Raw genomic sequence first — 18,005 nt, forward strand, 5'->3', positions numbered from 1 at the left:
CTGCCGATGAGCGCGGAGCCGATCCTCGCCGGTGCGCCATGGCTGATCTCCGGCGGGACCGCGCGCGTCCTGCAATTGCTGGGCGCCGATGGCGAGGAGGCGCGGGTGGTCGGCGGCGCGGTGCGCAACGCGCTGCTCGAACTCGCGCCCGGCGACATCGACATCGCGACCACGGCGCTGCCGGAGGAGGTGGTGCGGCGCGCCAAGGCCGCCGGCATCAAGAGCGTGCCGACCGGCATCGAGCACGGCACCATCACGCTGGTCATCGACGGGCATCCCTATGAGGTCACGACGCTGCGCGAGGACACCGAGACCTTCGGCCGCAAGGCCAAGGTCGCGTTCGGCCGCGACTGGGTGAAGGACGCCGAGCGGCGCGACTTCACCATGAACGGCCTGTCGGTCGATGCGACAGGTGTCGTCTACGACTATGTCGGCGGGATCGCGGATGCCAGAGCGCGCCGCGTGCGCTTCATCGGCGACCCCGACCAGCGCATCGCCGAGGATTATTTGCGCATCCTGCGCTTCTTCCGCATCCACGCCGCCTTCGGCGCCGGCGAGCCCGACCGCGACGGCTACCTCGCCTGCATCCGGGGACGCGCGGGCCTTGCCAGCCTGTCGGCCGAGCGGGTGCGCATGGAGATGCTGAAGCTGCTGGTGGCCGGCGGCGCGTCTGCCGCCGTGCTGGCCATGGCCGAGGGCGGATTGCTGCAGGCGCTGACCGGCGGCGTCGTCTATACCGGGCCGCTGGCGACGATGGTCGCGATCGAGCGTGCGCTCGGCCTGCCGGCAAGCAGCACGCGGCGGCTGGCCGCGTTGACGGTGGCCGTGACGGAAGACGCCAAGCGCGTCGCCACGCGCCTGCGGCTCTCCAATGCCGAGGCCAAGGCGCTGGATTCGATGGGGCACCGCTGGTGGCGCTTCGCCACCAAGGACGAGGCCAATGCGCGGCGGCTGCTCTACCGGCTCGGTGCGGAGCGCTATCACGATCGCGTGTTGCTCGGCTGGGCGCGGGCAGCGAGCGACGTGCATTCGTCGCGCTGGCGCGCGCTCGCCGAGCTGCCGCAGCGCTGGACTGCGCCGAAATTTCCGCTTCGCGCCGCCGATTTCATCGCGCGCGGGATGGCGGAAGGGCCTGCGCTCGGACATGTGTTGACACTCGCCGAGGACGCTTGGCTGGCGGCGGATTTTCCACTAGAGGAAGCCGCGCTCGCTTCCATCGCAGATCAAGCTGCGGCCCGCGTCAGCCGCGAACGGAAAACGTGACCATCGTCTCAGGCTTCGCTGACATCTCGATTTTCCAGCTCCTGCTGGTCGCGTTGATGGCGTTGTTTGCTTCGATCATCGGTGGTCTCGCCGGCTACGGCACCGGCGCGCTGATGCCGCTGGTGCTGGTGCCGCTGGTCGGTGCCGAGCCCGTGGTGCCGATCATCGCGATCTCCGCGATCTTCACCAATTCGAGCCGTGCAGTCGCCTATGTCCGCTATGCCGACCGCCGCCGCGCGCTGATCGTGCTCGCCTGCGCAGGCTTGACGACCGCGCTCGGCGCCTACGGCTACACGCGCCTCACCAATGCGGGCGCCGCGCTCGTGATCGGCACCATGCTGATCCTGAGCGTGCCGCTGCGCCGCGTGCTTCGCCGCCGCCAGGTCAGGATCGGCGATACCGGCCTTGCCGCCGGTTCCGTCGGCTACGGCGTGCTGGTCGGCGGCACGTCGGGATCCGGCGTGATCCTGCTCTCGCTCTTGATGGCTGCTGGCCTCGAAGGCGCCGCCGTGATCGCGACCGATGCGATGATCTCGCTCGGCACCGGCCTCATCAAGATCTCGGTGTTTGGCCTCGCCGGCGCCGTGAATGCGCAGGTGCTCGCCTTCGCGCTGCTGATCGGGGCGATCGCGATCCCCGGCGCGTTCCTCGCAAAAGCCTTCGTCGAGCGGATGCCGGTGCACATCCACACGGCGATCCTCGACGTCGCGGTGATCACGGGCGGAATGGTGATGATCTCGGCCGCGGCAAGGCAACTGATCGCCTAGAGCATTCGTGCCCGGACCGCAGATTCCGCGATTGGCCCAATGCAAGCCGAAGACGTCATTTGCTGCGCCCTTGGCTCAGCATGGAAGGTTGCTGGCCCCAAGCATTTATGGGCCGAACAAGCTGTGGAGAAAACGCTCCTTTTCGCCAGGCGCATAACCCTGGGAAGCGCCGAAATACGCTTCATGGTCGCCATAGGAGGGGGCGGAACGGTATTCGGTCGGCGGCCCAGATGGCGCGTAGGCAAAGCTCGAAGCGGAACTTGGTGCGAACGTGCCCTGATGGGAGCGAACAGCAGCGTGCCGGTGGGAGTTATGCGCCGGCGCCGCGTTCGCAACGCCATACAGGGGGATCAATAGGCTCAACGCCAGGATGAAACGCATCGCTTTTTCTCCAGCTGCCCCCCGGCTCGTTATCTAACGCTCGGCCGCTGAGCCCCAATAGACATCGGCTTCACGCCTGATCACATCCCCGCCATCACGGACCCGCATGGGCGCGCGATCGGCTGGGGCGTACTCATGAACGTCGGCTTCCGAGCCCAAGCCGGCCGTCGCCCGGCTTGGCCGTCATCGGCGGCTGATGACCATAGCGGTCATGCCAGAATGCGGCCCCGTCGCAGTTCACTCAATACATCCGAAAGTAGATACTATTAGGTTGTCACAACCATTTATTAATATTCTGGCGTGCAGATAGGGTGCAATTTGTAATTGAGAGTGCCGAGGCGTTTTGCGGGTCTTCGCGGGTGTAGAGGCAATGCGCGGCGTTGCCGTGCTGTCGGTGGTCTGCGGACACGCAGTCAGCGCGCGACCCGATATGGTCGGCCCGGGCGTCGCCGAAGGCGTCCTCACCATTCTTGCAAGCGGCGTCGACGTCTTCTTTGTTATCTCCGGCTTCATCATCGCAACCACGGCGGCGGGGCAGCGCGACCCGTTGAATTTCACCTTCAGACGAGCTGTTCGAATTTATCCGGTCTACTGGCTCGTGTTGCTGGTGGCGTTCGTTAGCTCGTCTTGGATCGAGCTGTCGCCGGAGAAGCGTCCCCCACTCGACCTCGGCCTCATCTTCGCGTGGACATATCCGAACTGGTACCTCGCGCCGGCCTGGTCGATTGCTTTCGAATTGCACTTCTACGCCGCAGTTGCGTCCATCCTTGCGATCGCGCCAAACCGGGTGTTCGAGCTGCTGTTCGCGGGGCTCGGCATGGTCGTTGTTGCCGTCGTATTCCGCCTGCAGCTTGGCATCTATTCCCATCCGCTGGTCCTGGAATTCGGCGCCGGCGTCGGCATCGCCTATCTCCACAGGAACGGCGGATTGCGCTTTTCGCGCCGCATTCTGGCAATTTCCGCAGGCCTGTTTGCGGCCGGCTGGTACTGGATCTTCGTGTCCGGATCGGCCGATCCGCAATTCGCACGCGTGCCCACGTATGGCCTCGCTGCGGGATTGCTCATCCATGCCGTCGTGTCTGCCGAGGTCGAAGGGCAGTCCTTTTCGCCGATCCTCCAATGGTTCGGCAAGATTTCGTACTCGCTGTATATCGTCCACTACCTGGTGATAAAATGGATCACCAACTTTACTGGGATGTGGCTGCTATCTACGGCCGGGACAATCGCTGCCAGCATTCTGCTCTCCATCGGTCTCGCCTTTGCCTTACACATCATCATTGAGGCGCCGCTCATCGGTTGGGGCCGCAAGTGGAGCCTGATGCGCCGCGACCAACAGACCTCGGATGTCCCGAGACGAGAGGGAGCCGTGCGTATTCCAGCACGGGCCGAATAATCGCGTGATGACCCCGGCCCAGGCCGCATTCGCGCCCGGACCGCGGATCGAACCTCTCTCGGGCCGTGTACTCATGACCGTCGGCTTGCGAGCCCAAGCCGGAAGCCGCCCGGCTTGGCCGTCATCGGCGGCTTATCACCCAACTCAGAATTACGGTGACAGTGCAACTAACTTGCTGTCGCGAAAGGTTTCGCGCGTGATGAGCGGGGGATTGAGTGCACTGTCACCGTAATCTCAGCGTCGCGCGAAACAGGTCGCGTTCGACGCCGTCCAGAGACAGATCACGTCGTCGCCTTTCACGTCCGCGACGGTCAGCGGCTGGCCCGCACCGAAAGTTCAGGGTTGCGCGACACGCCCAAGGCCTCGACGAGAAAATCGATGAACAAGCGCGCCCGCAGCGGGAGTTGCCGTCCGAACGCGTGCAGGACGTAGACCGGCGTGGTGAACATCGGTATCTCCGGCAGCACGACATTCAGTCGCCCAGCGGCAAGCTCGTCCTCGATCGCGATGCGCATGAACTGCGTGATGCCAACGCCCTTTACGACCGCCTCAATCAACGACTGAGCATCGTCGCTATCGAAGGGGCCGTTGGGGATGACCCGGGTGCCGTCCGCAAAAGTGAATGCTTGCGGCCGGCCGCCGAGCAGGTGGCGAAGGCAGGCATGCTGCCTGAGATCGTCGATCGACCGCGGAATTCCCCGGCGCTGAAGGTATTCCGGCGATGCGCCCAGAACATATTGCAGCACGCCCAACGAGCGGCCGATCAGGTTGGTGTCTTCCAGTTCTCCAATTCTTACCGCGAGGTCGAAACCCTCGCGAATGAGATCGACACGGCGGTCCGTGACGCTGAGGTCGAGCTTGATGTCTGGATAGCGTTCCAGGAACGAGCCCGCCCATGCGGAGATCAATGGACGTCCGAACGTACTCGGCACGGTGACCCGAAGCACGCCACGTACGTTGCCCGGAGCCTGCACGATGTCATCGGCTTCCTCGATCGCGCGTAAATGGGGGGCAACATGTTCATAATAAGCGGCGCCTTCGGACGTCGGGCTGAGCGTGCGCGTCGAGCGCTGCAGCAAGCGCACACCGAGACGTTGTTCGAGGCGCGCGACGCTTTTGGATACGGCCGAAGGACTGGCGCCGATGAGCCTCGCGGCGCCCGCGAAAGAACCCGTATCAACCGTTCGTACGAAGGCCAGCAGACCAGCTGTTCTTTCCAAAATCGTGGTCATTTCGGACTTCTAATCATGAAAGAACCGAACGAAACACAGCTATTCGGACATTTATGACCGAATAGGTTGAGCCTCGCAATGGGGGATCCCCGTCAGCCGCGTTCCAAGCCTTCCAACATGCCTCCATCGCTCAAACTCGTGCAAGAAAAGGGAATGCAGTATGCCTGCACAGACCAAACCAACGATCGCTTTCTGCCACGGCATCTGGGCCGATGGTTCTTGTTTCAACAAAGTCATTCCTGCGTTGCAGGCTGATGGTTACGAGGTCATCGCCGTTCAATATGGCCTCGACTCCTACGAAGAGGACCTTGCGACGGTTAAACGCACGCTCAATCGTGTCGGCAGCCCGGTCCTCCTCGTCGGTCATTCCTATGGAGGAGCCACCATCACGGGCGCGGGGACCGACGAGCGCGTGGTTGGCCTCGTCTACATTGCAGCGGTCGCTCCGGATGCCGGCGAGACCGTACAGGACCAGCTCGACAAGTATCCGTCGGATATTTTTTCTCGCGTCGAGGTCGCCGATGGGCGTGCCTGGATGCTTCCGAATGGCACCGAGTTCTTCGCAGGAGACCTCTCCGAGCAAGACCAGAAGCTGGTTTGGGCCACCCATTATGCGCCCGTCTACAATCTGTTCCAGCAGCAGAAGCTCAGCGCCGACAAAGTCGCGTGGAGGTCGAAGCCAAGCTGGTACATTCTGGCCACGCAAGACCACACTGTGCATCCCGATCTGCAACGCTGGGTCTCGAAGCGCATGGGAGCGACCGTCACCGAGGTGACGAGCAGCCACGTGCCGATGCTCTCCCAGCCGAACATCGTTATCGACGTCATTCGCAAGGCTGCTGCCGCCGTTCAAAAAAGCTGATCACAATAGGCGTGCATTTGTCGGACAAAGGAGAGGTCGTTCGCAAGGCGACCTCTCTTATTGATGGGTTGGGTGCGATGACTGCTTCTGGGCATTTTGCCGAAGGTCGATTGAGCGCGTGTCATGTCGGCTGTCAGGGGCAAACCGGACGGCAATCCAGCATCACATCTACCGCTGCTTATGACCCGTTTCGGAAGTCATGTGGTCGATGCGCGCAACTCCCGTTATCTTTCCGGCGCAAAATTCTGGTTGGTCAGTGGAGACGCGATTGGACGCTGAATGCGTATAAACGGCTTGCTGGCTCCCGCGTGGCAGCTATTGCAGCCGCTGGTAAGCTCGTCGAAGGCGGCCGTAAATCTGGTACTGCTCTTTGCTCTAACGGCCTTTTCAAGCTCCTCTATCCGTGGATCGATGATGGTCTTGATCATCTCAGCGACAGGGATGCCGTCATGTGTTGGAAAAAGCCTTGCGGCGTCCTCTAAACCTTCCTTGATCTCGTCGATCTCATAAGCAGCGAGGTCCCAGTTATTTTGTTTGCCAGCAAACCATAGCTTGGCGTGGCGAAGCTGCGTAGCTGTCATGAATTCGCCAAGGCCCGGTTGGTAGAGCTCTTTTGCTGGCTGCGCGGCTGCGAACATTACCGAAGCAGCAAGCGCAATGGCGGCAATGACTATCCACTTCATTGGTGGTCTCCCGAGATGGCAATTGGCCAATTTCCCAGGCATAGCTCAGGCTATCCAATTCGGGAAGAAAGCACATTCATCTTTGGCTGCCTGACACTGCGAGCCCTCACTTTGATTGATGTGCGATGATGACCGCTTCTGCCCTTCGCGTGCCTGAACACGGAGCCGGTGATGTCCGCCACAGTGGCAGAACAGACCATCTACCATAGACCCGCCGACTTCCGAGTTTGACCCGGAAGGACCATCGGCGAGGTCCGCTTTCGTGCTGCGATGGCGGGACCGCATCGCGCACTCGGCGCCAGGTCTCGCGCAAGTTCACAAATCATCAACCAAGGCGTGCAATCATCGAGGATGCGGTCAATCGTATGAAGGTTGGCCGTTGAGTCAGGTTAGGCATTGGTAGTTCGCATGATGTTCGTGTTTGCCTCGCTCGGCAATCAACAGTCTGGCTGGCCAGTCCAATTGATGCACCGGACGGAAGGGGCTCTCATCGCCGTCGCACTAGTTTGTTTCGTGCTCGCGCTGTTCCTGAAGAGGGTTGCAACGTGCGTTGTGGTGGCAGTCATTGGTGGAATTAGCTCGGGCTTCGGCGTCGTCATGCCGCTCGAACTGGCTCCATTTTTCTTCGGAGCGCGCGGCGAAGTCATGTTGGCATCTGTTCTGCTGATCTTCGCATACCCTATCGCGGTCGCATTGTTCATCGTGCTCTTCCTGGTCATGATGGAACCCACGCGCGATAAAATCTTCAACTCCTGAGTCCGCGCTCTCGGAGCTCACCTGGGGCGTTCACGACCGCCAGTATCAATGAGCCCGGGGGCAGTACGCGTACCTTCCGTTCTGGTGCCACAACAGCCGATCAACCGCACCATCCTTGTCACGCAGAAACGTTCCTTGGGCGTCGACAAAGCGCATGAAGAAGCGGTTCTGGTCCTCGGCAAACAGTTCGAACTCTGGCTGCCCGGTCCCGCGTACGAACAGCCTGCCAGCCTCGGCTCGAATGGTCAGAGCAAATTTGGGGCTCATCTCGTAGACCCCCTGATAGGTCGCGAGCACGGCAGGATCGACAGCCACTTCAGGCGGATATTGCGCAATCGTGTAGGCTGGATTGGTCAGCCGAAATCCAATGTCGTTGACGGAGTTTATCGAGTTCGAGAGAACGATAGCTCCGGACCGCAGTGTAGTGGAGAACCCGGCAAACGAGGCATATCCTCCGGTCCCTCCATCTTTCCAAATGATCTCGTCTTTATTGCCGGTCCTGATGAAGCAGCCGAGGCCGACTTCCGTGTTGGGAAGGTTTGTTGGACGGCGGGTCTGTAGCAACATGTCGATGGCGGAACGAAGGGGCGCGTTGGCTCCGGACAGGCAGGTCGCCTTCACGAATTTGACTAGGTCGTTGGCCGTCGACCTCAACGCGCCGGCGCCGGCCAGCGTGGGGATGTCCCAGTTCGATGCCGGTTTGAGGTTGGAGGCATGGCCTTGGGCAAGGCGCTCGCGCATCGAATTGCTCAGCGAGATGCACGTATCCCGCAATCCCAGGGGTTCGCATACACGCGACACAAGCAGATCCTCGTAGCTGCTGCCGGCTCTCAGCGCGAGCGCGTGCCCGAGCAGGCCAAAGCCGAGATTGGAATACTCGTAGTGAGTGCCCGGGTCGTAATGCAGGGTGTAGCTAGACAGAAACGCATAGAGTTGCTCGACCGTATAGGCAGCATACGGATTATCGCCGGACGCTGGTATCCCGTCGGGAATCCGCGGAAGACCGGATGTGTAGGTCGCGAGATCGAGCAAGGTGATCTGCTTGCCATTCCGATCTGGCATCTTCACGGTGCCGGGAAGACATTTTGAAACCGGATCATCGAGGGCAACTTCACCGCGAGTGACCATCTCGGTCAGCAAAAGCGCTGTAAAGACCTTGGTGATGGAACCGATCTCAAACACGGTGTCGCGATCGAGTTGGTCGACGGCAGAACCGGACTGACCGTAGGTCACGATCTTCTCGCGGGCCGAATCAAACGAAATCGCGACAATACCGACGCTCTGATGGGCGCGGTCGATGCGCTCGCGCAATATGTCGCGAACTTCATCGTCGGATGCAAAATCAGCGCGTGCTGTTGCTGCCAAGACAGAACTCGCCATCGCACCAAGCAGAAAATCCCGACGAGCAATCATTGTTACCCCGCAAACGTAGGTTGCAAACTCTAGATTACGGTGACGGTGCACTCAACCCGCGTCAGCACCCAAATCCCTGATTGACGCCAGCTTGTCTCGGCCCTTGAATGTTTCTTGGAACGCCTGATGGAGGAGCGCCTGGCCGCAGATTTCTGCGGCACTGCCTCGCGAGCGGCCGGTCTTCACGCTTTCGGCTTCGAAGGTCTAGGTCCGCCGATGCGCATGGAGGTCTTGGCCATGAGGATGTCTTCAGCGCTTTTCGCCCTTTCGCTGACGTCGCTTGCTTCAGCGGGGGCGCCTGCACAGAGCCAAGACGGCCCACCGCCATGGGCCTATCCGGTAAACCCGCCGAATTTTCAACGCGCCCGCGACGACGGCACGATCCGGCGAGTCCCTGACAGCGCCGCCGGTTTTACGCTCACGCAGCTGCGCGATCTGTTCGCCGCTCCCGACTGGCATCCCGAAGACCATCCGGCTTTGCCAGAGATCGTCGCAAAGGGGAGAAAGCCTGACGTGTTCGCGTGCGGCGTCTGCCACCGGGCAGACGGACCGGGCGGCCCTGAGAATGCCAGCCTGTTTGGCTTCTCCGCGGACTACATCATCCGGCAAACGGTGGAGTTCAAGACGGGCCTGCGTACGAATTCGGTGCCCCGCGTCGCCACCGACCTGATGATCAAGACGTCCAAGGACATCACTGACCAGGAACTCAAGGAGGCTGCGAACTATTTTGCGTCAATCAAACCGAGATCGAACATTGCGGTCGTAGAAACCGACACCGTTCCGAAGACACATGTCAGGGACTTGTTCCTGGCGCCGATGGACGGCGGCGAGAAAGAGCCCATCGGCCAGCGCATCATCGAGATTCCGGAAAACGTTGAACACTTTCTCAGCCGGGACTCGCGCGCTCGTTTCATCGCCTACGTCCCGGTTGGCAGCATTCAGAAAGGACGGGCGTTGGCAGCGAGCGGCGACCTCCGCGTCCAGTGCGCAGCTTGTCATGGTGCCGACCTCAAAGGGACTGCCGTGGCGCCAGGGATTGCGGCCCGTTCGCCCACGTACATGTTCCGTCAGCTTTACGACTTCAAGTCGGGCGCGCGGAAGGGCTCCAATAGCGAGCTCATGAAACCGGTTGTCGAACACCTCAGCATCGACGACATGATCGCGCTAGTCGCCTATACGGCGTCGCTCATGCCTTGACGTTACGTGGCTGCTCGCACGACCACGAGCCCGTTGTCGTTGTTCGGCCCGGAGCGCGGTCTCTTTGAACGTCGGCTGTTGGCGCTTCTGCGCCATGCAGCGATGTCCGCCATTGCGCCATTATTGGCGGAAAAGCGGACATCACGCGCGCCGGAGCAAAGCGCTCCGATCTGATTAGTTCGCGGCCTTAGCCGCGCCTACTCCTCGTCTTCGTCGTCCTCTTCTTCATCCTCGTCCACCTCTTCCAGGTGTTCGAGCACGGCGAGCGGCAGCGTCTCGCGAAACAGGTCGCCTTCGACGCCCATCCAGAGACAGATCACGTCGTCGCCCTTCACTTCTGCGACGGTCAGCGGCTGGCCGCCGGATTTCAGCATGACGATATCGCCGGCTTTCAGTTCCATGGATGGTCCTTTCGGGGTTGATTGACTTGAGAGGCTAGCAAGCCGGCATGACACGCCGATCACGGGCTGCGGGATCAGTGGATGTGCTGCGGCAGCGCGCATCCGCGGCCAGGCCGCTGAAACGCCGACGACGGAGCTTCAGGCCGGAAGCGGGACCATGACGGAGGCGAGGGCGCCTGCGCGATGGGTTGCGCAGGGGCTTGTCCGTCCCATGCGCCGCGATGATGGCATCATGCGCCTGTTTTGCCCGACGGGTCAAACGATTTCGTAAAATCCGTAAGCGTTTGATTTTGCAGCAGCCGGCTACTGTGCATGGGGTTGTTTTTCGAGTTTTTGTTTCGCGCCCGTGGTTACGACCGGTCAGGCACCAGTTCGGTCAGCGAGCGGATGATGCGGTCGGGCTTCACCGTCGAGCCTTCGGGCAGGCCGTCGCCGTGCACGTCGATCCAGATCGAATAGATGCCGAGGCGCTGCGGCGTCACGACTTCCCATTCGAGGTTGTCGCCGATCATCCAGGTGTGCTCGGCGGTGACGCCCAGCGCCTCCATCGCGTGCAGATAGGCGCGCTCCTCGGGCTTGCCGAAACCGTGCTCGCCCTCGATCTGGATGTGATGGAAGCGGTGCGCCAGCTCGAAGCGCTCGACCTTGGCGCGCTGGGTGTCGGCGGCGCCGTTGGTCACCAGCGCGAGCTTGATGCCGAGCGCCTTCAACTTGTCGATCGCCTCATGCGCGCCCGGAAAGACGAACATCTCCTCCTCGCGATAGGCGGTGAAGCGGTCGGCGAGGCGAATGGCGAGATCGTCGGATAGTGAACGGTGGCCGGCGGCCGCGAGCGCCGCGAACCCGCCCTTCACCGTCAGATGCCGCGCCTCGGCGAGCTTCATCCGCCAGGCGGCTTCCGCATTGGCCCAGAAGTTTCGCGCGAAAGCCAGCACTGCGGTTGCGACTTGCTGCGGCGGCAGCGGCGCAAGCTCCTCGGCAAACTCGTTCGCGATCGTATTCCAGGCGATCTCGGGCCGGCCATAGGCCGACAGGATGGTGTCGTCCATATCGATCAGCATGGCGCGGGGCAGCGGCCTCACAGCGGGCTTCATCGCAGTCATGGCCATTTCACCTCCGGCGGCAGCGACGAGAGGATCGAATCCACATTGCCGCCGGTCTTGAGCCCGAAGATGGTGCCGCGGTCGTAGAGCAGGTTGAACTCGACATAGCGGCCGCGCCGGATCAGCTGCTCCTCGCGGTCCGCAACGGTCCAGGCACTCGCGAAATTGCGCCTGACGATATCAGGGTAGATCTTCAGGAAGGCGCGGCCGACATCCTGGGTAAAGGCGAGGTCCGCGTCCCAGTCGCCGCTGTCGTGCCAGTCGTAGAAGATGCCGCCGATGCCGCGCGCCTCTTTCCGGTGCGGCAGGTAGAAATACTCGTCGCACCATGTCTTGTACTTGTCGTAATCGGCAACGCCGTTCGGCTGCGCGCAGGCCTCTTTCATCGCCGCGTGGAAGGCGATGCTGTCGGCGTCGTCCTGCGTGCGCCGGCGGTCGAGCACCGGCGTCAGATCGGCGCCGCCGCCGAACCAGGCTTTTGTGGTGACGACGAAGCGCGTGTTCATGTGCACGGCAGGCACGTGCGGATTGCGCAGATGCGCGATCAGCGAGATGCCGGAGGCCCAGAACCGCGGATCGTCCGCCGCGCCCGGGATCTGCGCGCGAAACTCGGGGGCGAATTCGCCGTGCACCGTCGAGCAGTGCACGCCGACCTTCTCGAACAGCCGGCCATGCATCATCGACATCACGCCACCGCCGCCGGCCGCGCCGCTGTGATCGGTGCGCTGCCAGGGCGTACGGTTGAAGCGGCCGGCCTTGCCTGGATAGAGGCTTTGTGGCGCGTCGTCCTCCAGCCGCTCGAAGCTCGCGCAGATGTCGTCGCGCAAAGCTTCGAACCAGGCGCGGGCGCGCGTCTTGCGGTCTTCGATCAAGCTCGGGTCCATTGTCGATGCCATTCCGTCAGCCCTGCGGGCCGTAATAGGTGCAGCTCTCGTTGCAACTGTCGCGATGGATGCTGACGCGGGTGAGCTTGCCGATATGCGCCAGCCGCTCCCAGACGAAGCGCGACAGGTTTTCCAGCGTCGGCTTGCCCAGCGCCTCGATCTTGTTGAGGAACTTGTGGTCCAGCGTCAACCTGACGTCCTCGATGGCGCGCTGGAGGAGGCCGAGATCGACCACCATGCCGGTCGCAGGGTCCGGCGTGCCGCGCACCGTCACCTCGGCGCGGAAGGAGTGGCCGTGGATCTCTTCGCTCGCCGCGCCGAACGTCGTTCCCGACAGTGAATGCGCCGCCTCGAAGCGGAACGATTTCGTCAATTCCCACATCTGTTCGAAAACCAATCCTATCTGATGCCGAGCGATTTATGCGTCTGCACGCTGAGCCGCCATTGCGGATGGCGCAGGCAATAGTCGATCGCGCGCGCGGTGTTTTCGGCGACCTCGGGCCCGTCCATCGGCTGCAGCGAGAAGCGCTCGAAGGCGAGGCCCTCGAAGGCCTCCGGCGCGGCGAGGGCCTGCGGATAGACCAGCTTCAGCTCGTGGCCGCGGCGCAGGACGAGCTCGCTGCCGCCCTTGGGGCTGACGCAGATCCAGTCGAGGCCATCAGGTGCGGCGATGGTGCCGTTGGTCTCGACGCCGATCTCGAAGCCTCTCGCATGGAGCGCATCGATCAGCGCGTCGTCGACCTGGAGCAGCGGCTCGCCGCCGGTGAGCACCACGTAGCGGTTGGCGGCCGTTGCCGTCCATTGCGCAGCGATGGTGTCGGCGAGCTCCGCAGCCGAGGCGTAGCGGCCGCCGAGCGTGCCGTCGGTGCCGACGAAATCCGTGTCGCAGAATTTGCAGGTTGCATCGGCCCGATCGGCCTCGCGGCCGCTCCAGAGATTGCAGCCGGCGAAACGGCAGAACACGGACGCGCGCCCGGCATGGGCGCCTTCGCCTTGCAGGGTCAGGAAGATTTCCTTGACCGCGTAACTCAATGGTGTCTCCTCAACATATCAACCTTGCGGGTTCCGGATCTGCCGCAGCGCCTCGCCTGCGGCCATCGCCGCGGTCATGGCGACATTGAGCGACCGCAGTCCCGGGGCGATCGGGATCACCAGCCGCGCATCCGCGGCCTCGACCACCGCGTCGGTGACGCCGGCGCTCTCGCGTCCGAATAGCAGGATGTCCGACGTCTGGTAACGGAAATCGCGGTAGTCGGTGGCGGCCCTGGTGGTGAACAGCAGCAGGCGGCAGCCCTGTGCCGCGCGCCACTCCTCGAATTGCGGCCAGGAGACGTGCCTGACGATGCTGACATGGTCGAGGTAATCCATTCCCGCCCGGCGGAAATGCCGGTCGGAGACGGGGAACCCTGCCGGTTCGATGATGTGGGCGTCCAGCCCGAGGCAGGCGCAGAGCCTGAGAATCGTGCCGGTGTTCTGGGGGATGTCGGGTTGGAAAAGCGCTATCTGCATGGGCGGCGGACGGTTGGTTGTGGGCCGGAAATGTCTCAATAAAACATCGCTGGCGCGGGAATTCGTGCATTGCACGCTTCCCCGCCGTTAGCGGGCTTGCGCTCGCCCGGCAAGGGTGCCAATAGAACGATTCTGGACTGCTGTTTTCGCTTGTTTTGGCGGGGACAAGCGAAGTTCTGCCGCCGCGGGGGGCCGCGGGCGCCGGCAGCCAGTTCTGGGGACCTTGGGGGCCCCTGGAGCGGTTCCACCGGTAGCATAAGAAGAAAGGGTTGGAATCGTGACGACAGCGTCTTCGGCGGACCATCCGACACGCCGTGATTTCTTATTCGTTGCAACGGGGGCAGCTGCAGCAGTAGGGGGCGCAGCCGCGCTCTGGCCCTTCATCTCCCAAATGAATCCTGATGCCTCGACCATCGCGGCCGGTGCGCCGATCGAGGTCGATCTCAGCCCGGTCGCCGAGGGGCAGGACATCAAGGTATTCTGGCGCGGCAAGCCGATCTACATCAGCCACCGCACCAAGAAGCAGATCGACGAGGCGCGCGCCGTCAACGTGGCGAGCCTGCCCGATCCGCAGTCCGACGAGGCCCGGGTCAAGTCCGGCCATGAGCAGTGGCTGGTCGTGATCGGCATCTGCACCCATCTCGGCTGCATCCCGATCGCTCATGAGGGCAATTACGACGGGTTCTTCTGCCCCTGCCATGGTTCGCAATACGATTCGTCCGGCCGCATCCGTCAGGGGCCCGCGCCCGCGAACCTGCCGGTGCCGCCGTACCAGTTCGTTTCCGACACCAAAATCCAGATCGGCTGAGCTTCGGACCCTCGTCCGAAGCTTCGCGCCGTCTCGTCGTATTATTTCCTCAGGATCGCATCATGAGCGGACCATCCGACTACCAGCCGAGCAATCCGGCCCTGCAATGGATCGAGCGGCGCCTGCCGATCCTCGGCCTCATGCACTCCTCCTTCGTCGCCTATCCCACCCCGCGCAACCTGAACTACTGGTGGACCTTCGGCGCCATCCTCTCCTTCATGCTGGGGATGCAGATCCTGACCGGCGTGATCCTGGCGATGCACTACACGCCGCATGCCGATCTCGCCTTCAAGTCGGTCGAGCTGCTCGTCCGTGACGTCAATTACGGCTGGCTGCTGCGCAACATGCACGCCTGCGGCGCGTCGATGTTCTTCTTCGCGGTCTACGTCCACATGCTGCGCGGCCTCTATTACGGTTCCTACAAGGAGCCGCGCGAGGTGCTGTGGATCCTCGGCGTCATCATCTACCTCCTGATGATGGCGACCGGCTTCATGGGCTACGTGCTGCCCTGGGGCCAGATGAGCTTCTGGGGCGCCACCGTCATCACCAATCTGTTCTCCGCCATTCCCTATGTCGGCGAGAGCATCGTGACGCTGCTGTGGGGCGGCTATTCGGTCGGCAACCCGACGCTGAACCGCTTCTTCTCGCTGCATTACCTGCTGCCGTTCCTGATCGCGGGCGTCGTCGTGCTCCACGTCTGGGCGCTGCATGTCGCCGGCCAGAACAATCCCGACGGCGTCGAGCCGAAGACGGAAAAGGACACGGTGCCGTTCACGCCGCATGCCACCATCAAGGACATGTTCGGCGTCTCGTGCTTCCTGCTGCTCTACGCCTGGTTCATCTTCTACATGCCGAACTATCTCGGCGACGCCGACAACTACATTCCGGCGAACCCCGGCGTGACGCCGCCGCACATCGTGCCGGAATGGTATTACCTGCCGTTCTACGCGATCCTGCGCTCGATCCCGAACAAGCTCGCGGGCGTGATCGGGATGTTCTCGGCGATCATCATCCTGTGCTTCCTGCCCTGGCTCGATGCGGCCAAGACCAGGTCGTCGAAGTACCGCCCGCTGGCCAAGCAGTTCTTCTGGATCTTCGTCGCGGTCTGCATCCTGCTCGGCTATCTCGGTGCGCAGCCGCCGGAAGGCATCTACGTGATCGCCGGCCGGGTCCTGACGTTCTGCTATTTCGCCTACTTCCTGATCGTGCTGCCGCTGCTCTCGCGCATCGAGACGCCGCGGCCGGTGCCGAACTCGATCTCGGAGTCGATCCTCGCCAAGGGCGGCAAGGCGGTGGCCTCCGTCGCCATCGTGCTCGTTGCCGCCGGCGCGCTGTTCCTCGGCAGCTTGCAGGACGCGCGCGCCTCGGAAGGCAGCGACAAGCCGCCGGGCAACAAATGGTCGTTCGCCGGTCCCTTCGGCAAGTTCGACCGCGGCGCGCTCCAGCGCGGCCTCAAGGTCTACAAGGAGGTCTGCGCCAGCTGCCACGGCCTGTCCTACATCGCCTTCCGCAACCTCGCGGAAGCCGGTGGTCCCGGCTATTCGGTGGCGCAGGCGGCGGCGTTCGCGTCGGATTACAAGATCAAGGACGGTCCGAACGATGCCGGTGACATGTTCGAGCGCCCGGGCCGGCCGGCCGACTACTTCCCCTCGCCATTCCCGAACGAGCAGGCAGCCCGTGCGGCGAACGGCGGTGCGGCGCCGCCCGACCTGTCGCTGATCACCAAGGCGCGCTCCTACGGCCGCGGCTTCCCCTGGTTCATCTTCGACTTCTTCACCCAGTATCAGGAGCAGGGCCCGGACTACGTCTCGGCGGTGCTCCAGGGTTTTGAGGAGAAGGTGCCGGAGGGTGTGACCATTCCGGAGGGCTCCTACTACAACAAGTTCTTCCCGGGCCACGCCATCAAGATGCCGAAGCCGCTCAGCGACGGCCAGGTGACCTATGACGACGGCTCGCCGGCTACGGTCGCGCAATACGCCAAGGACGTCACCACGTTCCTGATGTGGACTGCCGAGCCGCACATGGAAGCGCGCAAGCGCCTCGGCTTCCAGGTGTTCGTCTTCCTGATCATCTTCGCGGGCCTGATGTACTTCACCAAGAAGAAGGTCTGGGCCGACTCCCACTGAGCGGCGCGAGACGAGACGAAACGAAGAAGCCCCCGTGAGGGGGCTTTTTTGTTGCCGTCATTCCGGGGCGATGCGCCAGCATCGAGCCCGGAATCCATTCATCCACCAACTCTGCGGCCAGATGGATTCCGGGCTCGCGCTATCGCGCGCCCCGGAATGACAAGAGTGTGGATTGCGCCGCGCGCCGCCAGCGGCCAAAATACCGCCAACCGCTCCCCCAGAAACTCATCGGAGGACACCATGGGAACCACCATCACCTTCAAGCGCCCGGACGGCAAGGATGCCTCGGGCTACCTCGCCAACGCCGCGCGCGGCAACGCGCCGGGCGTGGTCGTGATCCAGGAATGGTGGGGCCTGTCGGACCAGATCAAGGGCCTGTGCGACCGCTTTGCGCTGGCCGGTTTCGATGCGCTCGCGCCCGATCTCTACAAGGGCAAGGTGGTGCCGTATCACGACACGGACGCGGCCGGCAAAGAGATGAACTCGCTCGACTTCATGGATGCCACCACGCAGACGGTGCGCGGCGCCACGCAATATCTGTCGCGCAACGGCGCCAAGGTCGGGCTGACCGGCTTCTGCCTCGGCGGTGCCGTCACCATCATCGGCGCGGTGCACGTGCCAGAGCTCGCCGCCGGCGTCGTGTTCTACGGCATTCCGCCGGAGCAGGCGGCCAAGCCCGCCGACGTCAAGATCCCGCTCCAGGCCCATTTCGCCAACAAGGACGATTGGTGCACGCCGGAGCTGGTCAGCGGCTTCGAGAAGGCCATGAAGGCCGCCGGCAAGTCGCTCGAGCTGTTCCGCTATGACGCCGAGCACGCCTTCGTCAACGAGCAGCGCCAGGCCGTGCACGACCGCGAAGCCGCCGAACTCGCCTGGGGCAGGGCGATGGAGTTTTTCCGGAAGCATCTGGGGTAAGTGTGGCGCGCCAGTCGCGCAACAATTTCAATGTCGTCCCGGCCTAGTGCGCAATTACGCACTAGGCCGGGACGACGGCGGAGATTGGCGTCGTCCGATCACGGACGACCAGCAGCCGCCGGGGCCGCCCTTGACGCCGCCCCCGCGCCATGGTGAGTATCCGCCCATGAGCACCGCCGTCCGCCCAGCCCGTCTTTGGTGGCGCACCTCCTAAGAGGTGGCCGGTGCGATTTCTTTTCCCAAAATCGTCGAAGGTCGCCCACGCAGTGCGGCGGCCTGATCGTTTGTCCTGTGTGGCGTTCCCTCGGCAAG

At 62.9% G+C, this 18,005-nt stretch carries 19 protein-coding genes; 9 read left to right on the plus strand and 10 right to left on the minus strand.

What is annotated here, in order from left to right:
• The first annotated feature begins 6 nt into the window (after positions 1–6).
• Both XI08_RS26385 and XI08_RS26390 read left to right on the plus strand, forming a co-directional pair.
• A complete protein-coding gene (locus tag XI08_RS26385) occupies positions 7–1,263 on the plus strand; it encodes a CCA tRNA nucleotidyltransferase (protein ID WP_271576587.1) in 1,257 nt (418 codons plus the stop codon).
• Positions 1,260–2,030 (plus strand): sulfite exporter TauE/SafE family protein, encoded by a 771-nt coding sequence (locus XI08_RS26390; protein WP_271576588.1) that lies wholly within the window; start codon positions 1,260–1,262, stop codon positions 2,028–2,030. Before XI08_RS26385 ends, XI08_RS26390 begins: the two co-directional genes overlap by 4 nt.
• A gap of 105 nt (positions 2,031–2,135) precedes the next feature.
• Here the strand turns inward: XI08_RS26390 and XI08_RS26395 are convergent, their stop codons facing one another.
• The gene (locus tag XI08_RS26395; RefSeq protein WP_271576589.1) at positions 2,136–2,411 is read right to left on the minus strand and encodes a hypothetical protein; all 276 of its coding nucleotides are present in this window, start codon (positions 2,409–2,411) and stop codon (positions 2,136–2,138) included.
• 343 nt (positions 2,412–2,754) lie between these two features.
• Between XI08_RS26395 and XI08_RS26400 the strand changes: the two genes are divergently transcribed.
• On the plus strand, positions 2,755–3,804 hold the full coding sequence (locus XI08_RS26400; protein WP_271576590.1) for an acyltransferase family protein: 1,050 nt from the start codon (positions 2,755–2,757) through the stop codon (positions 3,802–3,804).
• A gap of 311 nt (positions 3,805–4,115) precedes the next feature.
• Here XI08_RS26400 and XI08_RS26410 read toward each other — a convergent pair whose 3' ends face one another.
• Positions 4,116–5,036 carry a LysR family transcriptional regulator gene (locus XI08_RS26410; RefSeq protein WP_271576591.1) on the minus strand — a complete coding sequence of 307 codons (921 nt, stop codon included), beginning with the start codon at positions 5,034–5,036 and terminating at the stop codon, positions 4,116–4,118.
• A gap of 160 nt (positions 5,037–5,196) precedes the next feature.
• Between XI08_RS26410 and XI08_RS26415 the strand changes: the two genes are divergently transcribed.
• Complete coding sequence (locus tag XI08_RS26415; RefSeq protein ID WP_271576592.1) at positions 5,197–5,898, plus strand: alpha/beta fold hydrolase; 702 nt, start codon at positions 5,197–5,199, stop codon at positions 5,896–5,898.
• A 224-nt stretch (positions 5,899–6,122) separates the two neighbouring features.
• Here the strand turns inward: XI08_RS26415 and XI08_RS26420 are convergent, their stop codons facing one another.
• Positions 6,123–6,581 (minus strand): hypothetical protein, encoded by a 459-nt coding sequence (locus tag XI08_RS26420; protein WP_271576593.1) that lies wholly within the window; start codon positions 6,579–6,581, stop codon positions 6,123–6,125.
• Between the two features lie 408 nt (positions 6,582–6,989).
• Here XI08_RS26420 and XI08_RS26425 point away from each other — a divergent pair, with 408 nt between their 5' ends.
• Positions 6,990–7,337, plus strand: coding sequence for a hypothetical protein (locus tag XI08_RS26425; RefSeq protein ID WP_271576594.1), 348 nt, complete (start codon positions 6,990–6,992; stop codon positions 7,335–7,337).
• Between the two features lie 45 nt (positions 7,338–7,382).
• On the opposite strand, the gene XI08_RS26430 is transcribed toward XI08_RS26425, so the two are convergent.
• Positions 7,383–8,702, minus strand: coding sequence for a serine hydrolase (locus XI08_RS26430; RefSeq protein WP_271576595.1), 1,320 nt, complete (start codon positions 8,700–8,702; stop codon positions 7,383–7,385).
• 174 nt (positions 8,703–8,876) lie between these two features.
• On the opposite strand from XI08_RS26430, the gene XI08_RS26435 reads away from it, so the two are divergent.
• Positions 8,877–9,947: a c-type cytochrome gene (locus tag XI08_RS26435; protein ID WP_271576596.1), complete on the plus strand. Its 1,071-nt coding sequence runs from the start codon at positions 8,877–8,879 to the stop codon at positions 9,945–9,947.
• Between the two features lie 197 nt (positions 9,948–10,144).
• Here the strand turns inward: XI08_RS26435 and XI08_RS26440 are convergent, their stop codons facing one another.
• From XI08_RS26440 to XI08_RS26465, 6 genes are all read right to left on the minus strand, one after another.
• Complete coding sequence (locus XI08_RS26440; RefSeq protein WP_161536098.1) at positions 10,145–10,348, minus strand: YodC family protein; 204 nt, start codon at positions 10,346–10,348, stop codon at positions 10,145–10,147.
• A 350-nt stretch (positions 10,349–10,698) separates the two neighbouring features.
• A complete protein-coding gene (locus XI08_RS26445) occupies positions 10,699–11,457 on the minus strand; it encodes an HAD family hydrolase (RefSeq protein WP_271576597.1) in 759 nt (252 codons plus the stop codon).
• Positions 11,448–12,335, minus strand: a complete 888-nt coding sequence (hemF, locus tag XI08_RS26450) for an oxygen-dependent coproporphyrinogen oxidase (protein WP_271576598.1) — start codon at positions 12,333–12,335, stop codon at positions 11,448–11,450. Before hemF ends, XI08_RS26445 begins: the two co-directional genes overlap by 10 nt.
• A 16-nt stretch (positions 12,336–12,351) precedes the next feature.
• Positions 12,352–12,717, minus strand: coding sequence for a 6-pyruvoyl trahydropterin synthase family protein (locus XI08_RS26455; RefSeq protein WP_027543659.1), 366 nt, complete (start codon positions 12,715–12,717; stop codon positions 12,352–12,354).
• A gap of 17 nt (positions 12,718–12,734) precedes the next feature.
• Complete coding sequence (gene queE / locus XI08_RS26460; protein WP_271576599.1) at positions 12,735–13,367, minus strand: 7-carboxy-7-deazaguanine synthase; 633 nt, start codon at positions 13,365–13,367, stop codon at positions 12,735–12,737.
• 18 nt (positions 13,368–13,385) lie between these two features.
• Entirely contained in the window at positions 13,386–13,844 is a 459-nt protein-coding gene (locus XI08_RS26465; protein WP_027543657.1) for a tRNA (cytidine(34)-2'-O)-methyltransferase, read from the minus strand.
• Between the two features lie 277 nt (positions 13,845–14,121).
• Here XI08_RS26465 and petA point away from each other — a divergent pair, with 277 nt between their 5' ends.
• The 3 genes from petA to XI08_RS26480 all read left to right on the plus strand — a co-directional run bounded on the left by petA (position 14,122) and on the right by XI08_RS26480 (position 17,693).
• Positions 14,122–14,652: a ubiquinol-cytochrome c reductase iron-sulfur subunit gene (petA, locus tag XI08_RS26470; RefSeq protein ID WP_026232845.1), complete on the plus strand. Its 531-nt coding sequence runs from the start codon at positions 14,122–14,124 to the stop codon at positions 14,650–14,652.
• A gap of 62 nt (positions 14,653–14,714) precedes the next feature.
• Positions 14,715–16,778 (plus strand): cytochrome b/c1, encoded by a 2,064-nt coding sequence (gene fbcH / locus XI08_RS26475; protein WP_271576600.1) that lies wholly within the window; start codon positions 14,715–14,717, stop codon positions 16,776–16,778.
• A gap of 240 nt (positions 16,779–17,018) precedes the next feature.
• The gene (locus XI08_RS26480) at positions 17,019–17,693 is read left to right on the plus strand and encodes a dienelactone hydrolase family protein (protein ID WP_271576601.1); all 675 of its coding nucleotides are present in this window, start codon (positions 17,019–17,021) and stop codon (positions 17,691–17,693) included.
• Positions 17,694–18,005 lie beyond the last annotated feature (312 nt).

Source organism: Bradyrhizobium sp. CCBAU 11361, from assembly GCF_028128935.1.
Lineage (GTDB): Bacteria > Pseudomonadota > Alphaproteobacteria > Rhizobiales > Xanthobacteraceae > Bradyrhizobium > Bradyrhizobium niftali.

Bases quoted from the DNA above. Each gene is read 5' to 3' on its own strand.
- XI08_RS26385 (WP_271576587.1), top strand. From the start codon at position 7: ATGAGCGCGGAGCCGATCCTCGCCGGTGCGCCATGGCTGATCTCCGGC.
- XI08_RS26395 (WP_271576589.1), bottom strand. From the start codon at position 2,411: ATGCGTTTCATCCTGGCGTTGAGCCTATTGATCCCCCTGTATGGCGTT.
- XI08_RS26410 (WP_271576591.1), bottom strand. From the start codon at position 5,036: ATGACCACGATTTTGGAAAGAACAGCTGGTCTGCTGGCCTTCGTACGA.
- XI08_RS26415 (WP_271576592.1), top strand. From the start codon at position 5,197: ATGCCTGCACAGACCAAACCAACGATCGCTTTCTGCCACGGCATCTGG.
- XI08_RS26420 (WP_271576593.1), bottom strand. From the start codon at position 6,581: ATGAAGTGGATAGTCATTGCCGCCATTGCGCTTGCTGCTTCGGTAATG.
- XI08_RS26425 (WP_271576594.1), top strand. From the start codon at position 6,990: ATGATGTTCGTGTTTGCCTCGCTCGGCAATCAACAGTCTGGCTGGCCA.
- XI08_RS26435 (WP_271576596.1), top strand. From the start codon at position 8,877: ATGGAGGAGCGCCTGGCCGCAGATTTCTGCGGCACTGCCTCGCGAGCG.
- XI08_RS26440 (WP_161536098.1), bottom strand. From the start codon at position 10,348: ATGGAACTGAAAGCCGGCGATATCGTCATGCTGAAATCCGGCGGCCAG.
- XI08_RS26445 (WP_271576597.1), bottom strand. From the start codon at position 11,457: ATGGCCATGACTGCGATGAAGCCCGCTGTGAGGCCGCTGCCCCGCGCC.
- hemF (WP_271576598.1), bottom strand. From the start codon at position 12,335: ATGGACCCGAGCTTGATCGAAGACCGCAAGACGCGCGCCCGCGCCTGG.
- XI08_RS26455 (WP_027543659.1), bottom strand. From the start codon at position 12,717: ATGTGGGAATTGACGAAATCGTTCCGCTTCGAGGCGGCGCATTCACTG.
- XI08_RS26465 (WP_027543657.1), bottom strand. From the start codon at position 13,844: ATGCAGATAGCGCTTTTCCAACCCGACATCCCCCAGAACACCGGCACG.
- fbcH (WP_271576600.1), top strand. From the start codon at position 14,715: ATGAGCGGACCATCCGACTACCAGCCGAGCAATCCGGCCCTGCAATGG.
- XI08_RS26480 (WP_271576601.1), top strand. From the start codon at position 17,019: ATGGGAACCACCATCACCTTCAAGCGCCCGGACGGCAAGGATGCCTCG.